16 protein-coding genes are annotated in these 20955 nt (G+C 55.5%); 11 read left to right on the top strand and 5 right to left on the bottom strand.

What is annotated here, in order from left to right:
• The first annotated feature begins 73 nt into the window (after nucleotides 1-73).
• Both AFL22_RS18000 and AFL22_RS17995 read left to right on the top strand, forming a co-directional pair.
• Entirely contained in the window at nucleotides 74-1363 is a 1290-nt protein-coding gene (locus tag AFL22_RS18000; protein WP_010257403.1) for a dicarboxylate/amino acid:cation symporter, read from the top strand.
• A 246-nt stretch (nucleotides 1364-1609) separates the two neighbouring features.
• Nucleotides 1610-3100, top strand: coding sequence for a pitrilysin family protein (locus tag AFL22_RS17995; protein WP_010257399.1), 1491 nt, complete (start codon nucleotides 1610-1612; stop codon nucleotides 3098-3100).
• Nucleotides 3101-3102: 2 nt separating this feature from the next.
• On the opposite strand, the gene AFL22_RS17990 is transcribed toward AFL22_RS17995, so the two are convergent.
• Nucleotides 3103-3975 (bottom strand): alpha/beta hydrolase, encoded by an 873-nt coding sequence (locus AFL22_RS17990; RefSeq protein ID WP_052271845.1) that lies wholly within the window; start codon nucleotides 3973-3975, stop codon nucleotides 3103-3105.
• A gap of 523 nt (nucleotides 3976-4498) precedes the next feature.
• Nucleotides 4499-5431 (bottom strand): sugar kinase, encoded by a 933-nt coding sequence (locus AFL22_RS17985; RefSeq protein ID WP_010671661.1) that lies wholly within the window; start codon nucleotides 5429-5431, stop codon nucleotides 4499-4501.
• 284 nt (nucleotides 5432-5715) lie between these two features.
• Between AFL22_RS17985 and AFL22_RS17980 the strand changes: the two genes are divergently transcribed.
• Complete coding sequence (locus tag AFL22_RS17980; RefSeq protein WP_052271844.1) at nucleotides 5716-7776, top strand: AsmA family protein; 2061 nt, start codon at nucleotides 5716-5718, stop codon at nucleotides 7774-7776.
• Here the strand turns inward: AFL22_RS17980 and ppiC are convergent, their stop codons facing one another.
• Nucleotides 7777-8058 (bottom strand): peptidylprolyl isomerase PpiC, encoded by a 282-nt coding sequence (gene ppiC / locus AFL22_RS17975; protein WP_010257386.1) that lies wholly within the window; start codon nucleotides 8056-8058, stop codon nucleotides 7777-7779. It abuts the gene before it with no gap.
• Nucleotides 8059-8133: 75 nt separating this feature from the next.
• On the opposite strand from ppiC, the gene rep reads away from it, so the two are divergent.
• Nucleotides 8134-10155 (top strand): DNA helicase Rep, encoded by a 2022-nt coding sequence (gene rep, locus AFL22_RS17970; protein WP_010257384.1) that lies wholly within the window; start codon nucleotides 8134-8136, stop codon nucleotides 10153-10155.
• A 43-nt stretch (nucleotides 10156-10198) separates the two neighbouring features.
• On the opposite strand, the gene gppA is transcribed toward rep, so the two are convergent.
• Nucleotides 10199-11683, bottom strand: coding sequence for a guanosine-5'-triphosphate,3'-diphosphate diphosphatase (gene gppA, locus AFL22_RS17965; protein WP_052271843.1), 1485 nt, complete (start codon nucleotides 11681-11683; stop codon nucleotides 10199-10201).
• A gap of 7 nt (nucleotides 11684-11690) precedes the next feature.
• Nucleotides 11691-12983, bottom strand: coding sequence for an ATP-dependent RNA helicase RhlB (gene rhlB, locus AFL22_RS17960; protein WP_022624852.1), 1293 nt, complete (start codon nucleotides 12981-12983; stop codon nucleotides 11691-11693).
• Nucleotides 12984-13100: 117 nt separating this feature from the next.
• Here rhlB and trxA point away from each other — a divergent pair, with 117 nt between their 5' ends.
• The 7 genes from trxA (at nucleotide 13101) to rffG (ending at nucleotide 20952) form a co-directional block, all read left to right on the top strand.
• Nucleotides 13101-13433 carry a thioredoxin TrxA gene (trxA, locus tag AFL22_RS17955; RefSeq protein WP_003851963.1) on the top strand — a complete coding sequence of 111 codons (333 nt, stop codon included), beginning with the start codon at nucleotides 13101-13103 and terminating at the stop codon, nucleotides 13431-13433.
• Between the two features lie 352 nt (nucleotides 13434-13785).
• Nucleotides 13786-15045, top strand: a complete 1260-nt coding sequence (rho, locus tag AFL22_RS17950) for a transcription termination factor Rho (protein WP_010257369.1) — start codon at nucleotides 13786-13788, stop codon at nucleotides 15043-15045.
• A 280-nt stretch (nucleotides 15046-15325) separates the two neighbouring features.
• Entirely contained in the window at nucleotides 15326-16411 is a 1086-nt protein-coding gene (gene wecA, locus AFL22_RS17945; protein WP_022624853.1) for a UDP-N-acetylglucosamine--undecaprenyl-phosphate N-acetylglucosaminephosphotransferase, read from the top strand.
• A 27-nt stretch (nucleotides 16412-16438) separates the two neighbouring features.
• Complete coding sequence (gene wzzE, locus AFL22_RS17940; RefSeq protein ID WP_010257365.1) at nucleotides 16439-17488, top strand: ECA polysaccharide chain length modulation protein; 1050 nt, start codon at nucleotides 16439-16441, stop codon at nucleotides 17486-17488.
• 10 nt (nucleotides 17489-17498) lie between these two features.
• Nucleotides 17499-18629 (top strand): UDP-N-acetylglucosamine 2-epimerase (non-hydrolyzing), encoded by a 1131-nt coding sequence (gene wecB, locus AFL22_RS17935; RefSeq protein ID WP_033759719.1) that lies wholly within the window; start codon nucleotides 17499-17501, stop codon nucleotides 18627-18629.
• On the top strand, nucleotides 18626-19885 hold the full coding sequence (gene wecC / locus AFL22_RS17930; protein ID WP_010257361.1) for a UDP-N-acetyl-D-mannosamine dehydrogenase: 1260 nt from the start codon (nucleotides 18626-18628) through the stop codon (nucleotides 19883-19885). Before wecB ends, wecC begins: the two co-directional genes overlap by 4 nt.
• Nucleotides 19882-20952 carry a dTDP-glucose 4,6-dehydratase gene (gene rffG, locus AFL22_RS17925; RefSeq protein WP_033767584.1) on the top strand — a complete coding sequence of 357 codons (1071 nt, stop codon included), beginning with the start codon at nucleotides 19882-19884 and terminating at the stop codon, nucleotides 20950-20952. Before wecC ends, rffG begins: the two co-directional genes overlap by 4 nt.
• The last annotated feature ends 3 nt before the right edge of the window (nucleotides 20953-20955 follow it).

Genomic DNA, 20955 nt, shown 5'->3' with positions numbered 1-20955 from the left:
CCACCTCTGTTGCCCGCCAGTCACAATAACGAATCCGACAACATCACCTCACGGCGTTAGTGGACACCTGTTTATGAAAACCTCACTTTTTAAAAGCCTTTATTTCCAGGTGCTGATGGCGATTGGCATCGGCGTTTTGTTAGGCCATTTTTACCCGGAGTTAGGGACCCAGATGAAGCCGCTGGGAGATGGCTTTGTTAAGTTAATCAAGATGATTATCGCCCCGGTGATTTTCTGTACCGTGGTGACCGGCATCGCTGGCATGGAAAGCATGAAAGCGGTAGGACGGACCGGCGCGGTTGCACTGCTCTATTTTGAAATTGTCAGCACCATCGCGCTGATTATCGGCCTGATCGTGGTGAACGTGGTGCAGCCAGGTGCCGGGATGAACGTTGATCCTGCCACGCTGGATGCCAAAGCCGTGGCGATTTATGCGCAACAGGCAGAACAGCAGGGCATCGTTGCTTTCCTGCTGGATGTCATCCCCAACAGCGTGATTGGCGCCTTTGCCAGCGGCAATATTCTGCAGGTGCTGCTGTTTGCCATTCTGTTTGGTTTTGCCCTGCATCGTCTGGGTAACACTGGCACGCTGATTTTCAACGTGATTGAAAGCTTCTCAAAAGTGATTTTCGGCATCATCAACATGATCATGCGTCTGGCACCGATAGGGGCATTTGGCGCGATGGCGTTCACTATCGGCAAGTATGGCGTGGGCTCACTGGTGCAGCTCGGCCAGCTGATTATCTGCTTCTACATCACCTGTATTCTGTTTGTGGTGATCGTGCTGGGGCTGATTGCACGCCTGTTCGCCGGATTCAGCATCTTTAAGTTCATCGCCTATATCAAAGAAGAGCTGCTGATTGTGCTGGGCACTTCCTCTTCCGAGTCTGCGCTGCCGCGCATGCTGGATAAGATGGAGAAGCTGGGCTGCAAGAAATCGGTAGTAGGGCTGGTGATCCCCACCGGTTACTCCTTTAACCTGGACGGCACCTCGATTTACCTGACCATGGCGGCAGTATTTATCGCTCAGGCGACCAATGCGCACATGGACATTTTCCATCAGATTACGCTGCTGGTGGTGCTGCTGCTCTCCTCCAAAGGAGCGGCGGGGGTAACCGGGAGCGGATTTATCGTGCTGGCGGCGACGCTCTCTGCGGTGGGACATCTGCCGGTGGCGGGTCTGGCGCTCATTCTCGGTATCGACCGCTTTATGTCCGAAGCCCGTGCGCTGACCAACCTGATCGGTAACGGTGTGGCGACCGTGGTGGTGGCGAAGTGGGTCGATCAGCTGGATCATAAACAGCTGACCGACACGCTGGCAGGCCGGAATAAGGAGAATAAAGCGTCTGAATCTTCAATTTAATCATTGAATTTCACTTAAATCCCCACAAATGCCCGCTGTCGCTTGCCCTGACAGCGGGCATTTGCATAATAAACCCCACTTGTTTTTTTTGACGTTTTTCACTTCGTTACGCGACATCCTGAGCTTCCTGTGGTCAAACACTTTGTTGTTGGATAACAGCGCGATTCGGCGCCAGCCGATTCGTTAATAACAGCGGCAATATGCGCCAGTGATAACGATATTTGAATTATTTGAGTAGGGGTTCACATGCAGGGCACCAGAATTCGGCTTTTGGTTGGTGGATTAGTGCTGGCAAGCAGCTTTGGTCTCCAGGCAGAAACGCTGCAACCGGATCCGGCCTGGCAGGAAGGCAAGCTGGATAATGGATTTAACTGGCAGTTACTGGCCACACCGCAACGCCCCAGTGACCGTATTGAACTGCGGCTGGTGGTGAATACCGGCTCGCTGGTGGAGAGTGCGCAACAGGCCGGCTTCAGCCATCTGCTGCCGCGTCTGGCGATGGTGCACAACACCGCGCTTGATAACCATCAGCAGCGCGCGCTATGGCAACAGGCGATGGATCCTCAGCATCCGCTGCCACCTGTGATCACCTCCTATGATTCCACCCAATATAATCTGAGCCTGCCGAATAACCGCCCCGAGTTGCTGAAAGAAGCGCTGAACTGGCTGGCGGCCACGGCGGGCAATATGGCCATCACCGAACAGGTGGTTAATACCGCGCTGGCGGCATCGGATCCGGTGGCGACCTGGCCGAAAGATACCCAGGATGTCTGGTGGCGCTACCGCCTGAAAGGCTCCGCGCTGCTGGCGCATGACCCCGCAGCACAACCACGCGCGCCGGTTGATTTAACCCAGCTCAATGATTTTTATCATCAGTGGTACACCCCGGATGCGATGACGCTCTACGTGGTAGGGAATGTTGACAGCCGCAACCTCTCTGAGCAGATCAATAAAACCTTCTCGGCGTTAACCGGTAAACGAGAAACGCCTGCGCCACTGCCCACCCTGTCGCCGCTGCCGCACGAGCCGGTAAATCTTGTCAGCAGCAACATGACGCAGGATCGTCTCTCGCTGGTGTGGGATACGCCGTGGCAACCGATTCGTGACTCCCAGAATCTGCAGCGTTACTGGCAGGGCGATCTGGCACGTGAAGCGCTGTTCTGGCATGTCCAGCGTGCGCTCAGTGACAGCAAGGCACAGGGCATCCAGGTGGGATTTGATTGCCGTGTGCTCTATCAGCGTGCGCAGTGCTCCATCAACCTGGATGGACGCAACGAAAATCTGGCGCAGAATATGAATCTGGTGGCGCGTGAGCTGGCAAACGTGCGTGACAAAGGCTTGCCGCAGGAGGAGTTTGATGCGCTGATGGCGCAGAAGCTGCTGGAGCTGAACAAGCTGTTTACCACCTATGCCCGCACCGATACGGATGTGCTGATGAGCCAGCGCCTGCGCTCCCAGCAGAACGCCGTAGTTGATATCGCACCTGAGCAGTATCAGAAGCTGCGTCAGACTTTCCTGGCCGGCCTGACCCGCGAACAGTTAAACCAGGAGCTGCGTCAGCAGCTGACGCAGGAACTGATGATGGTACTGATTCAGCCGGAAGGCGAAGCGGAAACCAACGTGAAGAGCCTGCAAAACAACTGGGACAAAGTGATGGCACCCCCAGCGGCACCGGCGACCAGCAATGAAGCCAGTCCGCCGGATAGCAACGTCAAAGACGTTCCGCCAGCCGCATAAAGTCAGGTTTTTGCCCTGAGCCACTCGGTCACTAACATCGGCCAGCTGGCGAGGGGCAAATCTGCCACGCCGCGGATACCAAATCCGTGCCCGCCTTTCTGATAGAAATGCACCTCTGCCGGGACCTTATGCTCACGCAGTGCGCCAAAAAACGCCATGCTGTGATTCACTGATACATCATCATCGTCGGCTGCGTGGATCAACAGCGTTGGCGGCACCAGCGGATGAACCCGGGTTTCCATTGAATAAGCGTCAATGGTTTTCTGATCGGGCCAGGCACCCAGCAGGCGGGTTCTGGCACCTTCATGGGCGAGGCCGTCCCGCATGCTGATTACCGGATAGACCAGGACCATCGCATCCGGACGCGGCGAGAAGTTTTCTGCGCCATCCTGCACCGGATAGAGTTTCTCTGCGAAACGCGTACCCAGACTGGCAGCCACGTGACCACCCGCCGAAAAGCCCATCATGACGATATATTTACCATTCAGGCCGCGCTGCGCCCGTTCACGCAGGACGCGTACCGCGCGCTGAGCATCGGCCAGCGGCGCGTCGGGGCCTTCGTGATGTCCATCATAGGGCAGACGGTAGGTCATCACCGCCAGGGTGTAACCCATTGAGGTAAAGAATGTCGCCAGGGCGCTGCCTTCACGATCGATCATCACGCGCTGATAGCCACCGCCCGGTGCGACCAGCAGGGTAATCCCGTTTGATTCGACCGGATGCCAGATCGCCATCTCCGGGCAACGCACGCCGGTAGCGGCCCGATCGTAAGGCTCATACTCTTTTGCCATGTCGACAATCTGCGGCTGTGCGCGTGAATCGCTGGCGCCTGGCGCATCACCGTGTGGCCAGATATTAATAATTTCTGTGTGCATAAATAGATCCTGATGCGGGGAATATTTTAGTTGTTTTGTTCGCGGCCGGAGAGAACAGCGTCCTGCTGTCTTTTGATTAAAAGATGGTCTTTTTTCAGGCGGTCGTCCATCCGAAAAGGGGGGATCTGACCAGATTCGGACTATGCCTGGTGGTGGATCTGTTTGTTTAACTTATTAATTTTAATCAATAAATTATAAGAGGGATTGAAGGGGGAGACCGCAGGGGATCTGTGATTAACCACAATTTTTCCGCTTAAGGTAAATAGCTGGCACGGCCCGCTTTGTTAGCCGCAATTTACCAGATATCACGCTGTGCGTTCTTAAGGCGACATAATGATTTTAGCGTCAGGATCACACCGCCACGCTGCAGGGGCTAACGTGCCAGTCTCATCTGGGAACGGATAGCATCGGTTACAGTCACGCAGCCAGACATTACCAGCAGCCTAAAAAAATGCGCCCTCGGGCGCATTTTCTGGCATCGGCACGATCAGTGCCTGTATCAACGACGCTGGCTGCCGCTCTGTCAGTCAGGCATCGCCTCTGCCGGAATAATTGCGCCGCGATGCTGAATCACGGTGCTGGCAGTCAGGTGTCCGCGCTGCGCGGCGACCTCTGCAGAGGCGCCGGTCAGACGGCGAGCCAGATAACCGGCACTGAACGAATCACCGGCTGCGGTGGTATCGATCACTTTCTCTTTCGCCAGACGTACCGCAGGCACATCAATCAGCGGTGCGTCGCCGGTGACCACCAGGCAGGAGTCTGCACCGCGCTTAATCACGATTTCGCTGGCACCCGCCTGACGGGTACGCGCGATAACGTCATCCAGCGGCTCTTCGCCCCAGAGCAGATGTTCATCATCCAGTGTCAGGAAAGCGATATCGGTGCAGTTGAGCATGGCGCGATAAGCGGCCTGCGTGCTGGCCCGATCGGCCCATAAACGTGGGCGGTAGTTGTTATCAAAAATTACCTTGCCGCCATTAGCCCGGCAGCGAGCCAGCAGCACCATCAGCTTTTCACGACTGGCAGGCGGCAGAATCGCCAGGCTGATGCCGCTAAGATAGAGATAATCGTAGTGCGACAGCTGTTCAGCTATCTCTGCAGATTGCGGACTGTCGAGCCAGTAACGCGCGGCGGCATCACTGCGCCAGTACCAGAAGGTGCGCTCACCGTCGGCATCGGTTTCAATGAAATACAGGCCTGGCATTTTATTATCGAGCCGCTGAATCAGGTCAGTATTGACCTTCTCCTGCTGCCAGGCCGCGATCATTTGATCGCTGAACGAATCCGTACCCAGCGCAGTGACATAATCGACCCGTAACTGCTGCTCATCAACCTGGCGAGCGAGATAAACGGCCGTATTGAGCGTATCGCCGCCAAAGCCACGTTTAATGTTCTCACCCTTTTCGGACAGCTCAATCATGCATTCGCCGATGATGGCGATTTTTTTCTGCGTCATGGTTTCAGACCTGTAGTGAAATATCGCCTTAGTCTCGCGTCTGGTATGGCAGACGTCAATGGTTTTAAAACGGTGTTTTAATTTACCTTTTAAGGTGGCCATTAGTCGCGGTCTCGGGGATAAACGCCGGGAATGTCGGCTTTTTTTACCGCTTATGCTAACGAAATGGCTAAGAAACCCCTTTTTCTGAATTGAATCATCTTACTATCCCGCTTCCCTGATGCCGTTGCTCGCGGTCTCGACTATCTTTAACGCAGACCGTGAATGTGCAAGGAGAAAGCGTAATGTCGCGTACCGGGAAAATAGTCAGCTGGGTAGCAGGAATTCTGGTGTTGTTGATCGTGGTGATTATCGTCGTCATCGCGACCTTTGACTGGAATCGCCTGAAGCCCACCATCAATCAAAAAGTTTCAACCGAGTTAAACCGTCCCTTTGCGATACGCGGGGATCTGGGTATCGACTGGGCACGAAATCACGATGAAGCAGGCTGGCGGCGCTGGGTGCCGTGGCCGCAGATCCATGCGGAAGATATCATGCTGGGGAATCCGCCTGACATTGCCGACGTCACCATGGTACATCTGCAGCGGGTCGATGCCACATTGTCACCGCTGTCGCTGCTGCACAAAGAACTGTTCATCCCGTGGATTAAATTGCAGCGGCCGGATGCGCGTTTGATCCAGACCGCGGATAAAAAGAACAACTGGACCTTTACCCTTGCCGAGAGCGGCAAGGATGAGAAGAGTGCTGCGCCATCGGCCTGGTCATTCCGTCTGGATAATATTCTGTTCGATCAGGGCCAGATTCGTTATCGCGACGCCATTAACCGCGCAGATGTCACGGTGCAGGTTAATCCGCTGGGTAAACCGGTGCCGTATACGCAGATTGCCGGAGGCAATGATCAGCAGAAGGGCGCAGGCGACTTCGTCTTTGGCTGGCAGGCGAAGGGCACTTATAACAATGAGTCACTCAGCGGCGACGGTAAGATTGGCGGCATGCTGTCACTGCGCAGTCAGAACACACCGTTCCCGATTGAGGCCGATCTGCGCAACGGCACCACCCGCGTTCAGGTGACCGGCGGTCTGCAGGATCCGATGAACCTCGGCGGGCTTAACGTGCGACTGCGCTTCTCGGGCGATACGCTGGCCAATCTCTATGGCCTGACCGGCGTTCTGCTGCCTGACACGCCACCTTATGAAACCGACGGCCATCTGATTGCTAAATTCAGCGGCGAAAAGGGCGCGGTCTACCGCTATGAGAAATTCAACGGACATATTGGCGACAGCGATATTCATGGGTCGCTGATCTACAGTCAGGTTAAACCCCGCCCGACACTCAGCGGCGAGCTGACCTCTGAGCAACTGCGCATGGCCGATCTGGGGCCGCTGATTGGCGTCGACTCTGGCAAAGGTAGTGAAAAAACGGCTCAGGCCAAAGCCCGGCGCGGGGAGAAATCGAATCAGCCCGCAGACCGCGTGCTGCCACACGATAAATTCGAAACCAAAAACTGGGACGTGATGGATGCCGACGTGAAGTTCAGCGGCAAACGGATCGAACACAGCAATTCACTGCCGTTAAGCGATCTCTATACCCATTTACAGCTGAAAAACGGTGATCTGCTGCTGGACCCGCTGCGCTTTGGTGTGGCGGGCGGCAATCTCAACAGCACTATCCGGCTGGAGGGCGATCACTCGCCGATGCGTGGTCGGGTTGATCTTCATGTCCGTAAGCTGCAGCTGCGTCAGCTCTTCCCGAATGTGGAGGCGATGAAGAACAGCCGTGGCCAGCTCAATGGCGATGCCAGCTTTACCGGCACCGGTAACTCCGTAGCCGATCTGCTGGCGACCAGCAACGGGCAACTTAAGCTGCTGATGAATGATGGTCTGATCAGCCGCAGCCTGATGGAAATTGCCGGACTCAACGTCGGTAACTACGTGGTGGGCAAACTGTTTGGCGATGACCAGGTGCGCATCAACTGCGCCGCCACCGATCTCAAACTGCAGAACGGTGTGGCGACGCCTAACCTGTTTGTGTTTGATACCGAGAACGCGATTATCAACGTGTCAGGCAACGCAAACTTCGCCAGTGAGCGGCTGGATCTGTCGGTGAATCCGGAGAGTAAGGGCGTCCGCATCGTAACGCTGCGCTCCCCGCTCTACGTGCGTGGCACCTTTAAAAATCCTGATGCGGGCGTGAAAACGGGGCCACTGCTGGCACGTGGTGCCGCTGCAGTGGCACTGGGCGCAGTAGTGGGCCCGGCGGCGGCGCTGCTGGCACTGATCTCTCCTAGTGATAACGAAGACAACCAGTGCAGCACCGTACTGCAGCAGATGAAGCAGAAGAAGTAACTAGTTGCGATAGAGTACTTTGATAATGTGATAACCAAAGCCGGTCTTTACCGGCCCGTAAGGCGTCAGCAGCGGGCAGGTAAAGACCGCTTTATCAAAGGCCGGCACCATCTGTCCCTGCCGGAACTCGCCCAGATCGCCGCCATTCCGGCCGGAAGGACAGGTTGAGTGCTTCTTTGCCAGCTGCTGGAAATTGCCACCCTTCGCCAGTTTCGCCAGAATCTCTTTTGCCAGCGCTTCCTCTTTGACGAGGATGTGTAAAGCCGCCGCGGTTTTCGCCATGTTGGTATCTCGGTTGTGTATAATTGCCGCCCAGTATAAACCCCTTTCTTTTGATTCAATCAGGCGATTTCTCCTATGCGTTTAAACCCCAGCCAACAACGTGCCGTCGAATTTGTTACCGGTCCCTGTCTGGTGCTGGCGGGCGCGGGATCGGGCAAAACCCGCGTGATTACCAATAAAATCGCCCATCTGATCCGTGAATGCGGCTATCAGGCGCGCCACATCGCCGCGGTGACCTTTACCAATAAAGCCTCGCGCGAAATGAAAGAGCGTGTGGCGCAGACGCTGGGCCGCAAAGAGGCGCGCGGTCTGCTGATCTCCACCTTCCATACGCTGGGGCTGGAGATCATCAAACGCGAAACCGCGGCGCTGGGCATGAAGTCAAACTTCTCGCTGTTCGACGATCAGGATCAGCTCGCCCTGCTGAAAGAGCTGACAAAAGAGTGGCTGGAAGAGGATAAGACGCTGCTACAGCAGCTCATCTCCACCATCTCGAACTGGAAAAATGATCTGATCGATCCGCAGGGCGCCGCCGCGCTGGCGCGATCGCAGCAGGATAATATTTTTGCTCACTGCTACGCCCTCTACAGCCAGCATCTTAAGTCGTGCAACGTGCTCGATTTCGACGATTTGATTCTGCTGCCGACGCTGCTGCTGCAGCGTAATCAGGAGGTGCGTGAACGCTGGCAGCAGCGTATCCGCTATCTGCTGGTGGATGAGTATCAGGATACCAACACCAGCCAGTATGAACTGGTTAAGCTGCTGGTGGGCGCGCGGGCGCGCTTCACGGTGGTGGGCGATGATGATCAGTCTATCTACTCCTGGCGTGGCGCACGCCCGCAGAATCTGGTGCTGCTGAATCAGGATTTCCCGGCGCTGGAGGTGGTGAAGCTGGAGCAGAACTACCGCTCTTCGCAGCGCATACTGAAAGCGGCAAATATCCTGATTGCCAATAACCCGCACGTCTTTGAGAAGCGGCTCTTTTCGGAGCTGGGGCAGGGCAGCGAGCTGAAGGTGCTTACTGCCAACAGTGAAGAGCATGAAGCGGAGCGGGTCACCGGCGAGCTCATCGCGCATCACTTTATCAACCGGACGCAGTACAAAGATTACGCCATTCTTTATCGTGGCAACCATCAGTCCCGGACCTTTGAAAAGTTTCTGATGCAGAACCGCATCCCTTATCGCATCTCTGGCGGTACCTCGTTCTTCTCACGGCCCGAGATCAAAGATCTGCTCGCCTATCTGCGCGTGCTGACCAATCCTGAGGATGACAGCGCGTTTCTGCGCATCGTCAATACGCCGCGCCGTGAGATTGGCCCGGCCACGCTGCAGAAGCTCGGTGAGTGGGCCAACCTGCGCAGCAAGAGCCTGTTTAACGCCAGTTTTGATGTCGGTCTGGGGCAGACGCTGAGTGGCCGTGGTCTGGAGCATCTGCAGCGCTTCACCCACTGGCTGAATGAGATTATCCAGCTGACCGAACGTGAGCCGGTAAACGCAGTGCGTGATTTGATTCGCGGCATCGACTACGAAAGCTGGCTGTTCGAAACCTCCGGCAGCCCGAAAGCCGCAGAGATGCGGATGAAGAACGTCAACACGCTGTTTCAGTGGATGACAGAAATGCTGGAGGGCAGCGATATTGATGAGCCGATGACGCTGGCGCAGGTGGTGACGCGCTTTACACTGCGCGACATGATGGAGCGCGGTGAAAGCGATGAAGAGCTGGATCAGGTGCAGCTGATGACGCTGCACGCCTCCAAAGGGCTGGAGTTCCCCTATGTGTTCCTGGTGGGCATGGAGGAGGGGCTGTTACCGCATCAGAGCAGCATCGATGAGAATAATATCGAAGAGGAGCGTCGCCTGGCCTACGTGGGGATCACACGGGCGCAGAAAGAGCTGACCTTTACCCTGTGTCGCGAACGCCGGCAATATGGCGAATTAATCCGGCCGGAGCCGAGCCGTTTTCTGCTGGAACTGCCGCAGGACGATCTGCAATGGGAGACCGAGCGCAAAGTGGTCAGTGCGGAGGAGCGGATGAAAACTGGTCAGAGCCGGGTGGCCGGTCTGAGAGCGATGCTGGATAAGGCGAAAAAGAGTTAAACCAGTGCAGGAGGCGAAAGAGATTCGCCTCACGCGACGGCAATTAAGACAGGGTTAATAACCAGTGGACGTAAGACTGATAATGGCTTTCCTGCTCCAGCAGCTCACTGCGCAACGGATGGGCCTCCAGCCAGCCCGCGGGCAGGGTCAGATGCAAGGCATCATCGTCTGCCTGTAGCCGCACCGCAGGCAGGGTGTCATCGCGACGACGGGTGGAGAAAATAATCGCCAGCCGCAGCAGACGGCACATCCGTTCCGCCAGCCGCGGCGGCAGGGCATTCTGCTGAGTCAGCAAAACCAGATCGATGCTGCCGCTCTGGTTTTGCAGTAAACAGGCCAGTAGCTTCTTCTGTGCCGGTGTGAAACCAGGAAGATCGAGGTGACGCACCAGATACGCCGCATGCTGCGGCGCATGACGGAAGTCAACGCTCAGGCCGATTTCGTGGATCGCGCAGGCGCTGAGCAGCAACTCACGACAGCGCTGATCCAGCTTCCACAACGTGGAAACCTGACGGAAAAAGCTCTCCGCCAGCTGACGCACGCGATCCGCCTGCTCAACATCAATGCTGAAACGGCGCTGGACGTTATGCAGTGTACGGGTTCGGATATCCCGGTCGATGGGCAGATGCAGCATGCCGTAGACCAGTCCTTCACGCAGTGCGCCGCCCGCCAGCGTCATGCTATCGATACTGAGCTCCTGGAAGATGGCGATCAGAATCGACAGGCCGCTGGGGAACACCAGCGCCCGCTCCAGCGTCAGCCCTTCGATTTCCAGCTCTTCCAGTTTGCCGCACTGAATGGCGCGCTGCTTCAGCTGCTGCAGCTTATTCAGCGTGATGCGCTCATCCATGCCCTGCGCCACCATGATCTCCTGCAGCGCCTGAACCGTGCCAGAGGCACCAACACAGGCCTGCCAGCCCTGCTCACGCAGTTGCGCTGCAATGGGCTGGATCATTTCACGCGCCGCCAGCTCGGCCTGGTCAAAGTTCTCTTTTGCCAGATGACGATCGCTGAAGAAGCGCTCCAGCCACGTCACACAGCCCATCGACAGACTGAACAACACCGACGCGTGCGATCCGTCGCCGGTGGCCAGCTCGGTGCTGCCGCCGCCGATATCGACCACTAAACGCTGGTCGGAACCGCCGGTGGTGTGGGCCACGCCCTGATAAATCAGGCGCGCCTCTTCTTCACCGCTGATGACGTTGATGGTACAGCCAAGGATCTGTTGGGCGGTGTCGAGGAAGGTCTGCGCATTGGCAGCCAGACGCAGCGTGGCGGTCGCCACCACGCGGATCTGATCGGGGGGAATATCCTGCAGTTGTTCAGAGAACAGTCTGAGGCATTGCCAGCCTCGCGACATCGCGTCGGCTGACAACAGGTTATTTTTATCCAGACCGGCAGCAAGGCGAACCTTGCGCTTAATTTTTGCAACGGTCTGGATACTGCCAGAGACCTCGCGCACCACCAACATATGAAAGCTGTTAGACCCTAAATCAATCGCTGCATAAAGTGACGATGCGCTTAGCATGGTGGCCTTAACCTGAACGTTTACGGTTGTTGTTGCGTGGAGCACCGCGACGATTGGCGTTATTCCCTCCGCGACGTGGGCCATTGCCGGAACGGCTGCGTTGCAGACGCTTAGGCGGTGGTAAATCCGTTAACAACGCTTCGCTGCTGTACTTGCTGACCGGGATGCTGTGGCCGATGTACTCTTCAATCGAAGGCAGATTCAGCGCGTACTCTTCACAGGCCAGGCTGATTGAATGACCGCTGGCGCCTGCACGACCGGTACGGCCAATACGGTGAACGTAATCTTCACAGTCGTCTGGCAGATCGTAGTTAAAGACGTGGGTAACAGCCGGGATGTGCAGACCGCGAGCAGCCACGTCAGTGGCGACCAGAATATCCACATCACCTTTGGTGAAGTCATCCAGAATGCGCAGGCGCTTTTTCTGAGCAACGTCGCCGGTCAGCAGGCCGACACGATGTCCATCGGCAGCCAGGTGGCCCCAGATATCTTCACAGCGGTGCTTGGTGTTGGCGAAAATAATGGCGCGATCGGGCCACTCTTCTTCCAGCAGGGTCTGCAACAGGCGCATTTTCTCTTCGTTAGACGGATAGAAAAGCTCTTCCTGAATGCGATGGCCGGTTTTCTGTTCCGGTTCCACTTCCACATATTCAGCACTGTTCATGTGCTCGAATGCCAGTTCACGGACGCGGTAGGAGAGGGTCGCCGAGAACAGCATGCTCAGACGCTGAGTCGCCGGCGGCATGCGACGGAACAGCCAGCGAATATCTTTAATAAAGCCGAGATCGAACATGCGATCGGCTTCGTCCAGCACCATGACCTGAATAGCACCGAGGTTGACGTGATTCTGTTTCGCGTAGTCGATCAGGCGACCGGTGGTAGCCACCAGAATATCAACGCCCTGCTCCAGCACTTTCAGCTGTTTGTCATAACCGTCTCCGCCATAGGCGAGACCCAGTTTCAGGCCGGTTGAGGCGGTAAGGGGTTCTGCATCTGCATGAATCTGCACAGCAAGTTCACGCGTCGGCGCAAGAATTAATGCCCGTGGCTGGTTAACCTGACGACCTTCCGCCGCAGGATGAGAGAGAAGATGATGAAACGTTGACGTCAGAAACGCCATCGTTTTGCCGGTACCGGTTTGCGCCTGGCCTGCAACATCACGCCCTGAAAGCGTAAAAGGCAGAGCTAACGCCTGAATCGGCGTGCAGTATTGAAAGCCTTTAGTATCAAGGGCTTCCACCACTTTTGGGTGCAGGGCGAAGTCGGAAAACTTCTGTTCAGTTAAGTGTGTTTTGCTCATAGTGTGGTAGAATATCAGCTTACTATCGCTTTACGAAAGCGTATCCGATGAAATAAAGTCAACCAACATTGGTATATTTTACGCCAATTCGCCAGGCATAATCTTGTGGAGTAAAACATGAGCAGCGATAAAATCGTTCATCTGACTGATGACAGTTTCGACACCGACGTGCTGAAAGCCGACGGCGTTACACTGGTAGATTTCTGGGCTGAATGGTGCGGTCCTTGCAAAATGATCGCGCCAATCCTTGATGAAGTTGCAGAAGAGTATGATGGCAAGCTGACCATCGCTAAGCTGAATATTGATGATAACCCAGGCACGGCACCGAAGTATGGCATTCGTGGTATCCCGACGCTGCTGCTGTTTAAAAATGGCGAAGTCGCCGCGACCAAAGTGGGCGCGCTGTCTAAAGGCCAGCTGAAAGAGTTCCTGAACGCCAATCTGGCGTAATTCAGGGCTGAATGTCCGGCAGTGGTGAATTTATCTCCTGCTGCTGGACGTTCGCTTTCAGGCGTGCTAATTTACCAGCACTGCATTACGAACTTACCTTGTAGTTAGCATCTAAAAGTTTTCCCTTGTTGAACCCTGTCGCCCTGTACCTTATAAAGATAGAACGGTTCAGCAATCTTACGGTTAGCTCCAACTCTGGCATCACATTCGGACATCTCCCTGCATACCGATCGCCATTCCATACGATGATCGTCAGGAAGAGCCGAAAAGAGCCATTAACGGCATGGATTAGTTGCCATACCATTCACGACAAACATTCCGAGTATTACCCCGAGTTTAAGAACCCATCACTATGAATCTTACCGAATTAAAGAATACGCCGGTTGCTGAGCTGGTTACTCTCGGCGAAAATATGGGACTGGAAAACCAGGCTCGTATGCGCAAGCAGGACATTATCTTTTCAATCCTGAAGCAGCACGCGAAAAGCGGCGAAGACATCTTCGGTGATGGCGTGCTGGAGATCCTTCAGGATGGATTTGGATTCCTCCGTTCCGGAGACAGCTCCTACCTCGCCGGCCCTGATGATATCTACGTTTCCCCTAGTCAAATCCGCCGCTTCAACCTCCGCACTGGTGACACCATCTCTGGCAAAATCCGTCCACCGAAAGAGGGTGAACGTTATTTTGCGCTGCTGAAAGTTAACGAAGTTAACTACGACAAGCCGGAAAATGCGCGTAATAAGATTCTGTTCGAAAACCTCACGCCGCTGCACGCAAATAAACGTCTGCGTATGGAGCGGGGTAATGGCTCAACGGAAGATTTAACTGCTCGCGTACTGGATCTGGCATCGCCAATTGGTCGTGGCCAGCGTGGTCTGATTGTTGCACCACCGAAAGCCGGTAAAACCATGCTGCTGCAGAACATCGCGCAGAGCCTGGCGCACAACTATCCGGACTGTACCCTGATGGTACTGCTGATCGATGAGCGCCCGGAAGAAGTCACCGAGATGCAGCGTCTGGTGAAAGGTGAAGTTATCGCCTCAACCTTCGATGAGCCAGCTTCACGCCACGTTCAGGTTGCTGAAATGGTGATTGAAAAGGCCAAGCGTCTGGTTGAGCACAAAAAAGATGTCATCATCCTGCTCGACTCCATTACACGTCTGGCACGTGCTTACAACACCGTGGTTCCTGCTTCAGGTAAAGTCCTGACCGGTGGTGTGGATGCCAACGCCCTGCATCGTCCAAAGCGTTTCTTTGGTGCTGCACGTAACGTGGAAGAGGGCGGCAGCCTGACCATCATCGCGACTGCGCTGGTTGATACCGGTTCGAAGATGGATGAAGTGATTTACGAAGAGTTTAAAGGTACCGGTAACATGGAACTGCATCTCGCCCGTAAAATCGCTGAAAAACGCGTCTTCCCGGCGATTGATTACAACCGCTCTGGTACGCGTAAAGAAGAGCTGCTCACCTCTCAGGAAGAGCTGCAGAAGATGTGGATCCTGCGTAAGATTATTCACCCGATGGGCGAAATCGACGCAATGGAATTCCTCATCAACAAGCTGGCGATGACCAAAACTAATGATGAATTCTTCGATATGATGAAGCGTTCTTAATCCGATACTGCCTGGCCGAACCACAGATTCGGCTTTTTTAGTCCAGATGCGCAGAAAATCGACCTCACGCCACGTCTCAACGTGGCGTTTTTCATTTGTGAGCTATAGGATTGAACACTGGCAGGAGCATTTATAATGACTGTGGTAGCGATGGCGAACTTTTGACCGTTCGTCTGTCTCTTTATGCAGAATTCGGAATCCGACACAGCGATAGGCGCGTTTTTTCGCGTATTGTTGTGCGGGATGTTAGCTGAGAGCGTTTAACGTGAATTTACTCACTATGAGTACTGAGCTTGGTTTAATTTTTCTCTTTTCCCTGGCTTTCCTCTTTTTTGCTCGAAAAGCAGCTAAAAAAATTGGTTTAGTTGATAAGCCTAACTCACGTAAACGCCATCATGGCGCGATTCCGTTGGTGGGCGGCATTTCTGTGTTCGCAGGTATCTGCTTCACGTTTGCCATTACCAACTACTATCTGCCTCACGCGCTGCTCTATCTGGGCTGCGCCGGTGTTCTGGTGCTGGTTGGCGCACTGGATGACCGTTTCGATATCAGCGTCAAAATTCGTGCGGTGGTGCAGGCCATTGTCGCGCTGGTGATGATGTTTGGCGCAAAACTCTATCTGCTTAGCCTGGGCTTTATCGTCGGCCCGTTCGAGCTTATCGTGGGGCCCTTCGGCTATGTGCTGACGCTGTTTGCCGTCTGGGCCGCGATAAACGCCTTTAATATGGTGGATGGGATCGACGGTCTGCTGGGCGGACTCTCCTCGGTCACTTTTGCCGCCATGGGGATCATCCTCTACTTCGACGGCCAGACCAGCCTCGCGATGTGGTGTTTTGCGATGATTGCCGCCACGCTGCCCTATATTCTGCTTAACCTCGGCTTCCTTGGCCGTCGCTTCAAAGTCTTTATGGGCGATGCCGGCAGCACCATGATCGGGTTCACCATTATCTGGATTCTGCTGGAAACGACGCAGGGTCTGAGCCATCCCATCACGCCCGTTACCGCACTGTGGCTTATTGCCATTCCTCTGATGGATATGGTGGCGATTATGTATCGTCGCCTGCGTAAAGGCATGAGTCCGTTCTCGGCTGACCGTCAGCACATCCACCATCTGATTATGCGTGCCGGCTTTACCTCCCGTCAGGCCTTTGTACTGATTACCGTTGCGGCGGCTATTCTCGCCGGTATCGGTGTGCTGGGCGAATATCTGGCATTTATCCCGGAGTGGGTGATGCTGCTGCTGTTCCTGGGCGCGTTTATGGTTTACGGCTACTGCCTCAAACATGCATGGCGCGTGGCGCGACGTGTCCGCCGCATTAAGCGCCGTCTGAGCCATCATCGCGAAGCAAAAAACAAATTACCCTGAAAAGAGCTGATAAAGGATACCTCTGCCATGCCTTCTGACGTTGTGGACAACGAACTGGATATTCGCAGCTTTTGCTGCCGTTTATGGCGTGGCAAGCGCTGGATTATCGGGCTGGCGCTGCTGTTTGCTCTGGTCGCCTGGCTGGCCACGCTGCTGCTGAAACAGGTCTGGAGCACCACGGCGATCACCGATCGTCCGACGGTGAACATGCTGGGTTCTTACTATGCGCAGCAGCAATTCCTGACCAATCTGGATGTGCGCAACAACGCCTTAACCCTGGCCGCACCTTCACCTACGGTGATGGATCAGGTTTATCAGGAGTTCACCATGCAACTCGCCTCCTGGGATACGCGTCGTGAGTTCTGGCAGCAAACGGATTATTACAAGAGTCGTAAAACCGGCAATGCGCATAATGATGCCGCGCTGCTCGACGATATGATCGGCAATATCCTGTTCACGCCCGCTGACGCGGCACATAACCTGCCCGATAACGTCAAACTGAAAGCGGAAACCGCAGGCGACGCCAATAATCTGCTGCGTCAGTACATCGCCTATGCCAGTGAGCGCGCCGCGCGTCATCTGAATGATGAGCTAAAAGGTGCCTGGCGGGCACGTACCGACCAGTTGCAGGCGCAGGTGAAACGTCAGGAAGATGTGGCTAATGCGGTGTTTCAGCGCCAGCAGCATCGACTGGAGCAGGCGCTGAAGATCGCCAGCCAGCAGGGCATCAATGAGAAACAGACGCGTGAAGCGGGTGAAAATCTGGCAGACAGCGACCTGTTTCTGCTGGGCCAGCCGGTTTTACAGGGACAACTGGATACGCTGCGCGCTACCGGTCCGGAGTTTGATATCAGCTATGATCAGAACAGAGCAATGCTGACCACGCTGCAGACCGGGCCAAAACTGAACAGCCAGTTCCAGACCTACCGTTATCTGCGTACGCCGGAAGAGCCGGTATCACGTGACAGTCCGCGACGTCTGTTCATGATGATTATGTGGGGTGCCATTGGGGCATTAACAGGCGCGGGAGTGGCGCTGGCACGTCGTCCGCGTCTGATGTCAGACACGCATGAGTGAGAGAAACAGTGTGAAAGTTCTGACGGTATTTGGTACTCGTCCCGAAGCGATCAAAATGGCACCGCTGGTTCAGGCGCTGGCGCAGGATCCCGCTTTCGAATCGCGACTGTGCGTCACCGCACAGCATCGCGAAATGCTCGATCAGGTGCTGCGCCTGTTCAAGCTGCAGCCGGACTATGATCTCAATATTATGCGTCCCGAGCAGGGGCTGACCGAGATCACCTGCCGCATTTTAGAGGGCATGAAAACCGTCCTGCTCGACTTCAAACCGGACATCGTGCTGGTGCATGGTGACACCACCACCACACTGGCGGCGAGCCTGGCGGCATTTTATCATCAGATTCCGGTCGGGCATGTGGAGGCCGGTCTGCGTACCGGCGATCTCGCCTCGCCATGGCCGGAAGAGGGTAACCGTAAACTTACCGGTCATCTTGCCCATCTGCATTTCACCCCCACCTCCCGATCGCGTCAGAATCTGTTGCAGGAAAATCTGCCCGATGCGCGCATTATCGTGACCGGCAATACGGTCATTGATGCGCTGCTGTGGGTTCGCGACAGGGTGCTGGATGACAGCAATCTGAATGCACAACTGGCGGCGCGCTATCCGTTTCTCGACCCGGATAAGAAACTGGTGCTGGTCACCGGACATCGTCGCGAAAGCTTTGGTGGCGGCTTTGAACGTATCTGCAGCGCGCTGGCGCAGATTGCCCGCCAGCATCCCGAGGCGCAGATTGTCTATCCGGTGCACCTTAATCCCAATGTCAGCGAGCCGGTAAACCGGATTCTCAGCGGCATTGAGAATATCATTCTGATTGAACCACAGGAGTATCTGCCTTTTGTCTGGCTGATGAACCGCGCCTGGCTCATCCTCACTGACTCCGGTGGCATTCAGGAGGAAGCGCCTTCGCTGGGTAAACCGGTGCTGGTGATGCGTGACACCACCGAGCGGCCTGAAGCGGTCGACGCCGGCACCGTCAAACTGGTGGGGACCGATATCGCCCGAATCGTGGCGGAGGTCAGTACCTTGCTGACTGACGACGCTGCCTGGCAGGCGATGAGCCACGCCCATAATCCGTATGGCGATGGCAAAGCCTGTGGTCGTATTTTACAAGCCTTAAAAGATAACCGAGCCGAATTATGAGTTTTGAAACCATCTCCGTGATTGGACTGGGATACATTGGGCTGCCGACGGCAGCCGTTTTTGCCTCAAAGGGAAAAAAAGTGGTGGGCGTGGATATCAATGCGCGCGCCGTTGAAACCATCAATCGTGGCGCGATCCATATCGTGGAACCCGATTTAGATCAGGTGGTGCATGCGGCTGTTACGCGTGGCGATCTGCGCGCCACCACGCAGCCGGAAGCCGCCGACGCTTTTCTTATCGCCGTACCGACCCCTTTTAAAGATGAGCATCAGCCCGATCTGCGCTTTGTGAAAGCCGCGGCGGAGTCGATTGCGCCGGTACTGAAAAAGGGCGACCTGGTGATTCTGGAGTCGACCTCACCGGTGGGCAGCACCGAACAGATGGCCGACTGGCTGGCGGCGGCGCGTCCCGACCTGCGCTTTCCTCAGCACGGTGATACGCCCGATATTTTTGTGGCCTACTGTCCGGAGCGCGTGCTGCCTGGTCAGGTGATGGTTGAGCTGATTAACAACGACCGGGTGATTGGCGGCATGACGCCAGCCTGTTCCGCCCGCGCCAGCGAGCTTTATCGGCTGTTTTTAAAAGGCGAATGCGTTGAAACCAACGCCCGAACCGCCGAGATGTGTAAGCTGACAGAAAACAGCTTCCGTGACGTGAATATCGCCTTTGCCAATGAGCTGTCGCTGATTTGTGCCGATCAGGGGATTAACGTCTGGGAGCTGATTGCGCTGGCGAATCGCCATCCGCGCGTCAACATTCTGCAGCCGGGCCCAGGCGTCGGCGGTCACTGTATCGCCGTCGATCCCTGGTTCATCGTGGCGCAGAATCCTGAATTAGCCCGCCTGATCCGCACCGCGCGCGAGGTCAATGACGCCAAGCCGCAGTGGGTGCTGGACCAGGTGAAAACCGCGCTGGCGGACTGCCTGACACAGACCGGCAAGCGCGCCAGCGATATCACCATCGCCTGCTTTGGCCTGGCCTTTAAACCCAATATTGACGACCTGCGCGAAAGCCCGGCGGTGGGCGTGGCACAGAAAATTGCAGAGTGGCACAGCGGCACTACCTGGGTGGTTGAACCCCATATTGAGCAGCTTGCTGACGCACTGGCCGACAAAGCCGTGCTGGTCTCTGCCGGGCAGGCGCTGGAACAGGCCGATATTCTGGTGATGCTGGTCGATCACCGTGCCTTCCGCGCCATTGATGGCGCCAGCGTTCAGCAGAACTGGATTGTCGACACCAAAGGTGTGTGGCGATGAGGCGTTTTCTGATCACGGGCGGTGCCGGTTTTATCGGTTCTGCACTGGTGCGCTTTCTGATCGCAGAAACCGAACATCAGGTGGTGGTGGTCGATAAACTCAGCTACGCCGGAAATCTGGCGTCACTCGCCAGCGTTGCCGACTCGCCCCGCTTTCATTTTGAGCAGGTCGATATCTGCGATCGCCCGGCACTTGATCAGGTGTTTGCCCGTCATCAGCCAGACTGTGTGATGCATCTTGCGGCTGAAAGCCATGTGGATCGTTCGATTGACGGGCCGGTAGCCTTTATCGAGACCAATATTGTCGGGACTTATCAGTTGCTGGAAGCCGCGCGTTTTTACTGGCAAAACCTGGATGACGCGCGCAAAACCGCCTTTCTGTTCCACCATATCTCGACCGATGAAGTCTTTGGCGATCTGCACGACAGCCAGGCTTACTTCACCGAAACCACACCCTATGCGCCAAGCAGTCCTTACGCCGCCAGCAAGGCCAGCAGCGACCATTTAGTGCGGGCCTGGCTGCGAACTTACGGTCTGCCCACGCTGGTCACCAACTGTTCAAATAACTACGGCCCCTGCCATTTCCCGGAGAAACTGATCCCGCTGACCATTATCAATGCGCTGGCCGGGAAAGCCTTACCGGTTTACGGCAACGGACAGCAGATTCGTGACTGGCTCTACGTCGAAGATCACGCCCGCGCACTCTATCAGGTGGTCAGCCATGGCAAGCCAGGCGAAACTTATAATATTGGCGGCCATAACGAGCGACGCAATATTGAGGTGGTTGAAACTATCTGCAGCCTGCTTGAAGAGCTGGCCGCAGAGCAGAAACCTGCCGGGCTGGCGCATTACCGCGACCTGATTACCTATGTCACTGACCGCCCCGGTCACGATCAGCGCTATGCCATTGATGCCAGTAAAATTGCGCATGAACTTGGCTGGGTACCGCAGGAAACCTTTGAAAGCGGCATGCGTAAAACCGTGGCATGGTATCTGGCCAATCCCACCTGGTGGCAGGCTATTCTGGATGGCCGCTATCAGGGCGAACGCCTTGGCTTATCGCAATAAACC

Source organism: Pantoea sp. CFSAN033090, from assembly GCF_001264395.1.
Lineage (GTDB): Bacteria > Pseudomonadota > Gammaproteobacteria > Enterobacterales > Enterobacteriaceae > Pantoea > Pantoea agglomerans.
Note: the sequence above shows the minus strand (reverse complement) of the source record. Positions and strands in the feature narration are given on the sequence as shown.

Coding starts and splice junctions, on each gene's coding strand:
- AFL22_RS18000 (WP_010257403.1), top strand. CDS start 74: ATGAAAACCTCACTTTTTAAAAGCCTTTATTTCCAGGTGCTGATGGCG.
- AFL22_RS17985 (WP_010671661.1), bottom strand. CDS start 5,431: ATGACGCAGAAAAAAATCGCCATCATCGGCGAATGCATGATTGAGCTG.
- wecC (WP_010257361.1), top strand. CDS start 18,626: ATGAGTTTTGAAACCATCTCCGTGATTGGACTGGGATACATTGGGCTG.
- rffG (WP_033767584.1), top strand. CDS start 19,882: ATGAGGCGTTTTCTGATCACGGGCGGTGCCGGTTTTATCGGTTCTGCA.
- AFL22_RS17995 (WP_010257399.1), top strand. CDS start 1,610: ATGCAGGGCACCAGAATTCGGCTTTTGGTTGGTGGATTAGTGCTGGCA.
- AFL22_RS17980 (WP_052271844.1), top strand. CDS start 5,716: ATGTCGCGTACCGGGAAAATAGTCAGCTGGGTAGCAGGAATTCTGGTG.
- rho (WP_010257369.1), top strand. CDS start 13,786: ATGAATCTTACCGAATTAAAGAATACGCCGGTTGCTGAGCTGGTTACT.
- gppA (WP_052271843.1), bottom strand. CDS start 11,683: ATGCTAAGCGCATCGTCACTTTATGCAGCGATTGATTTAGGGTCTAAC.
- AFL22_RS17990 (WP_052271845.1), bottom strand. CDS start 3,975: ATGCACACAGAAATTATTAATATCTGGCCACACGGTGATGCGCCAGGC.
- rep (WP_010257384.1), top strand. CDS start 8,134: ATGCGTTTAAACCCCAGCCAACAACGTGCCGTCGAATTTGTTACCGGT.
- trxA (WP_003851963.1), top strand. CDS start 13,101: ATGAGCAGCGATAAAATCGTTCATCTGACTGATGACAGTTTCGACACC.
- ppiC (WP_010257386.1), bottom strand. CDS start 8,058: ATGGCGAAAACCGCGGCGGCTTTACACATCCTCGTCAAAGAGGAAGCG.
- rhlB (WP_022624852.1), bottom strand. CDS start 12,983: ATGAGCAAAACACACTTAACTGAACAGAAGTTTTCCGACTTCGCCCTG.
- wzzE (WP_010257365.1), top strand. CDS start 16,439: ATGCCTTCTGACGTTGTGGACAACGAACTGGATATTCGCAGCTTTTGC.
- wecA (WP_022624853.1), top strand. CDS start 15,326: ATGAGTACTGAGCTTGGTTTAATTTTTCTCTTTTCCCTGGCTTTCCTC.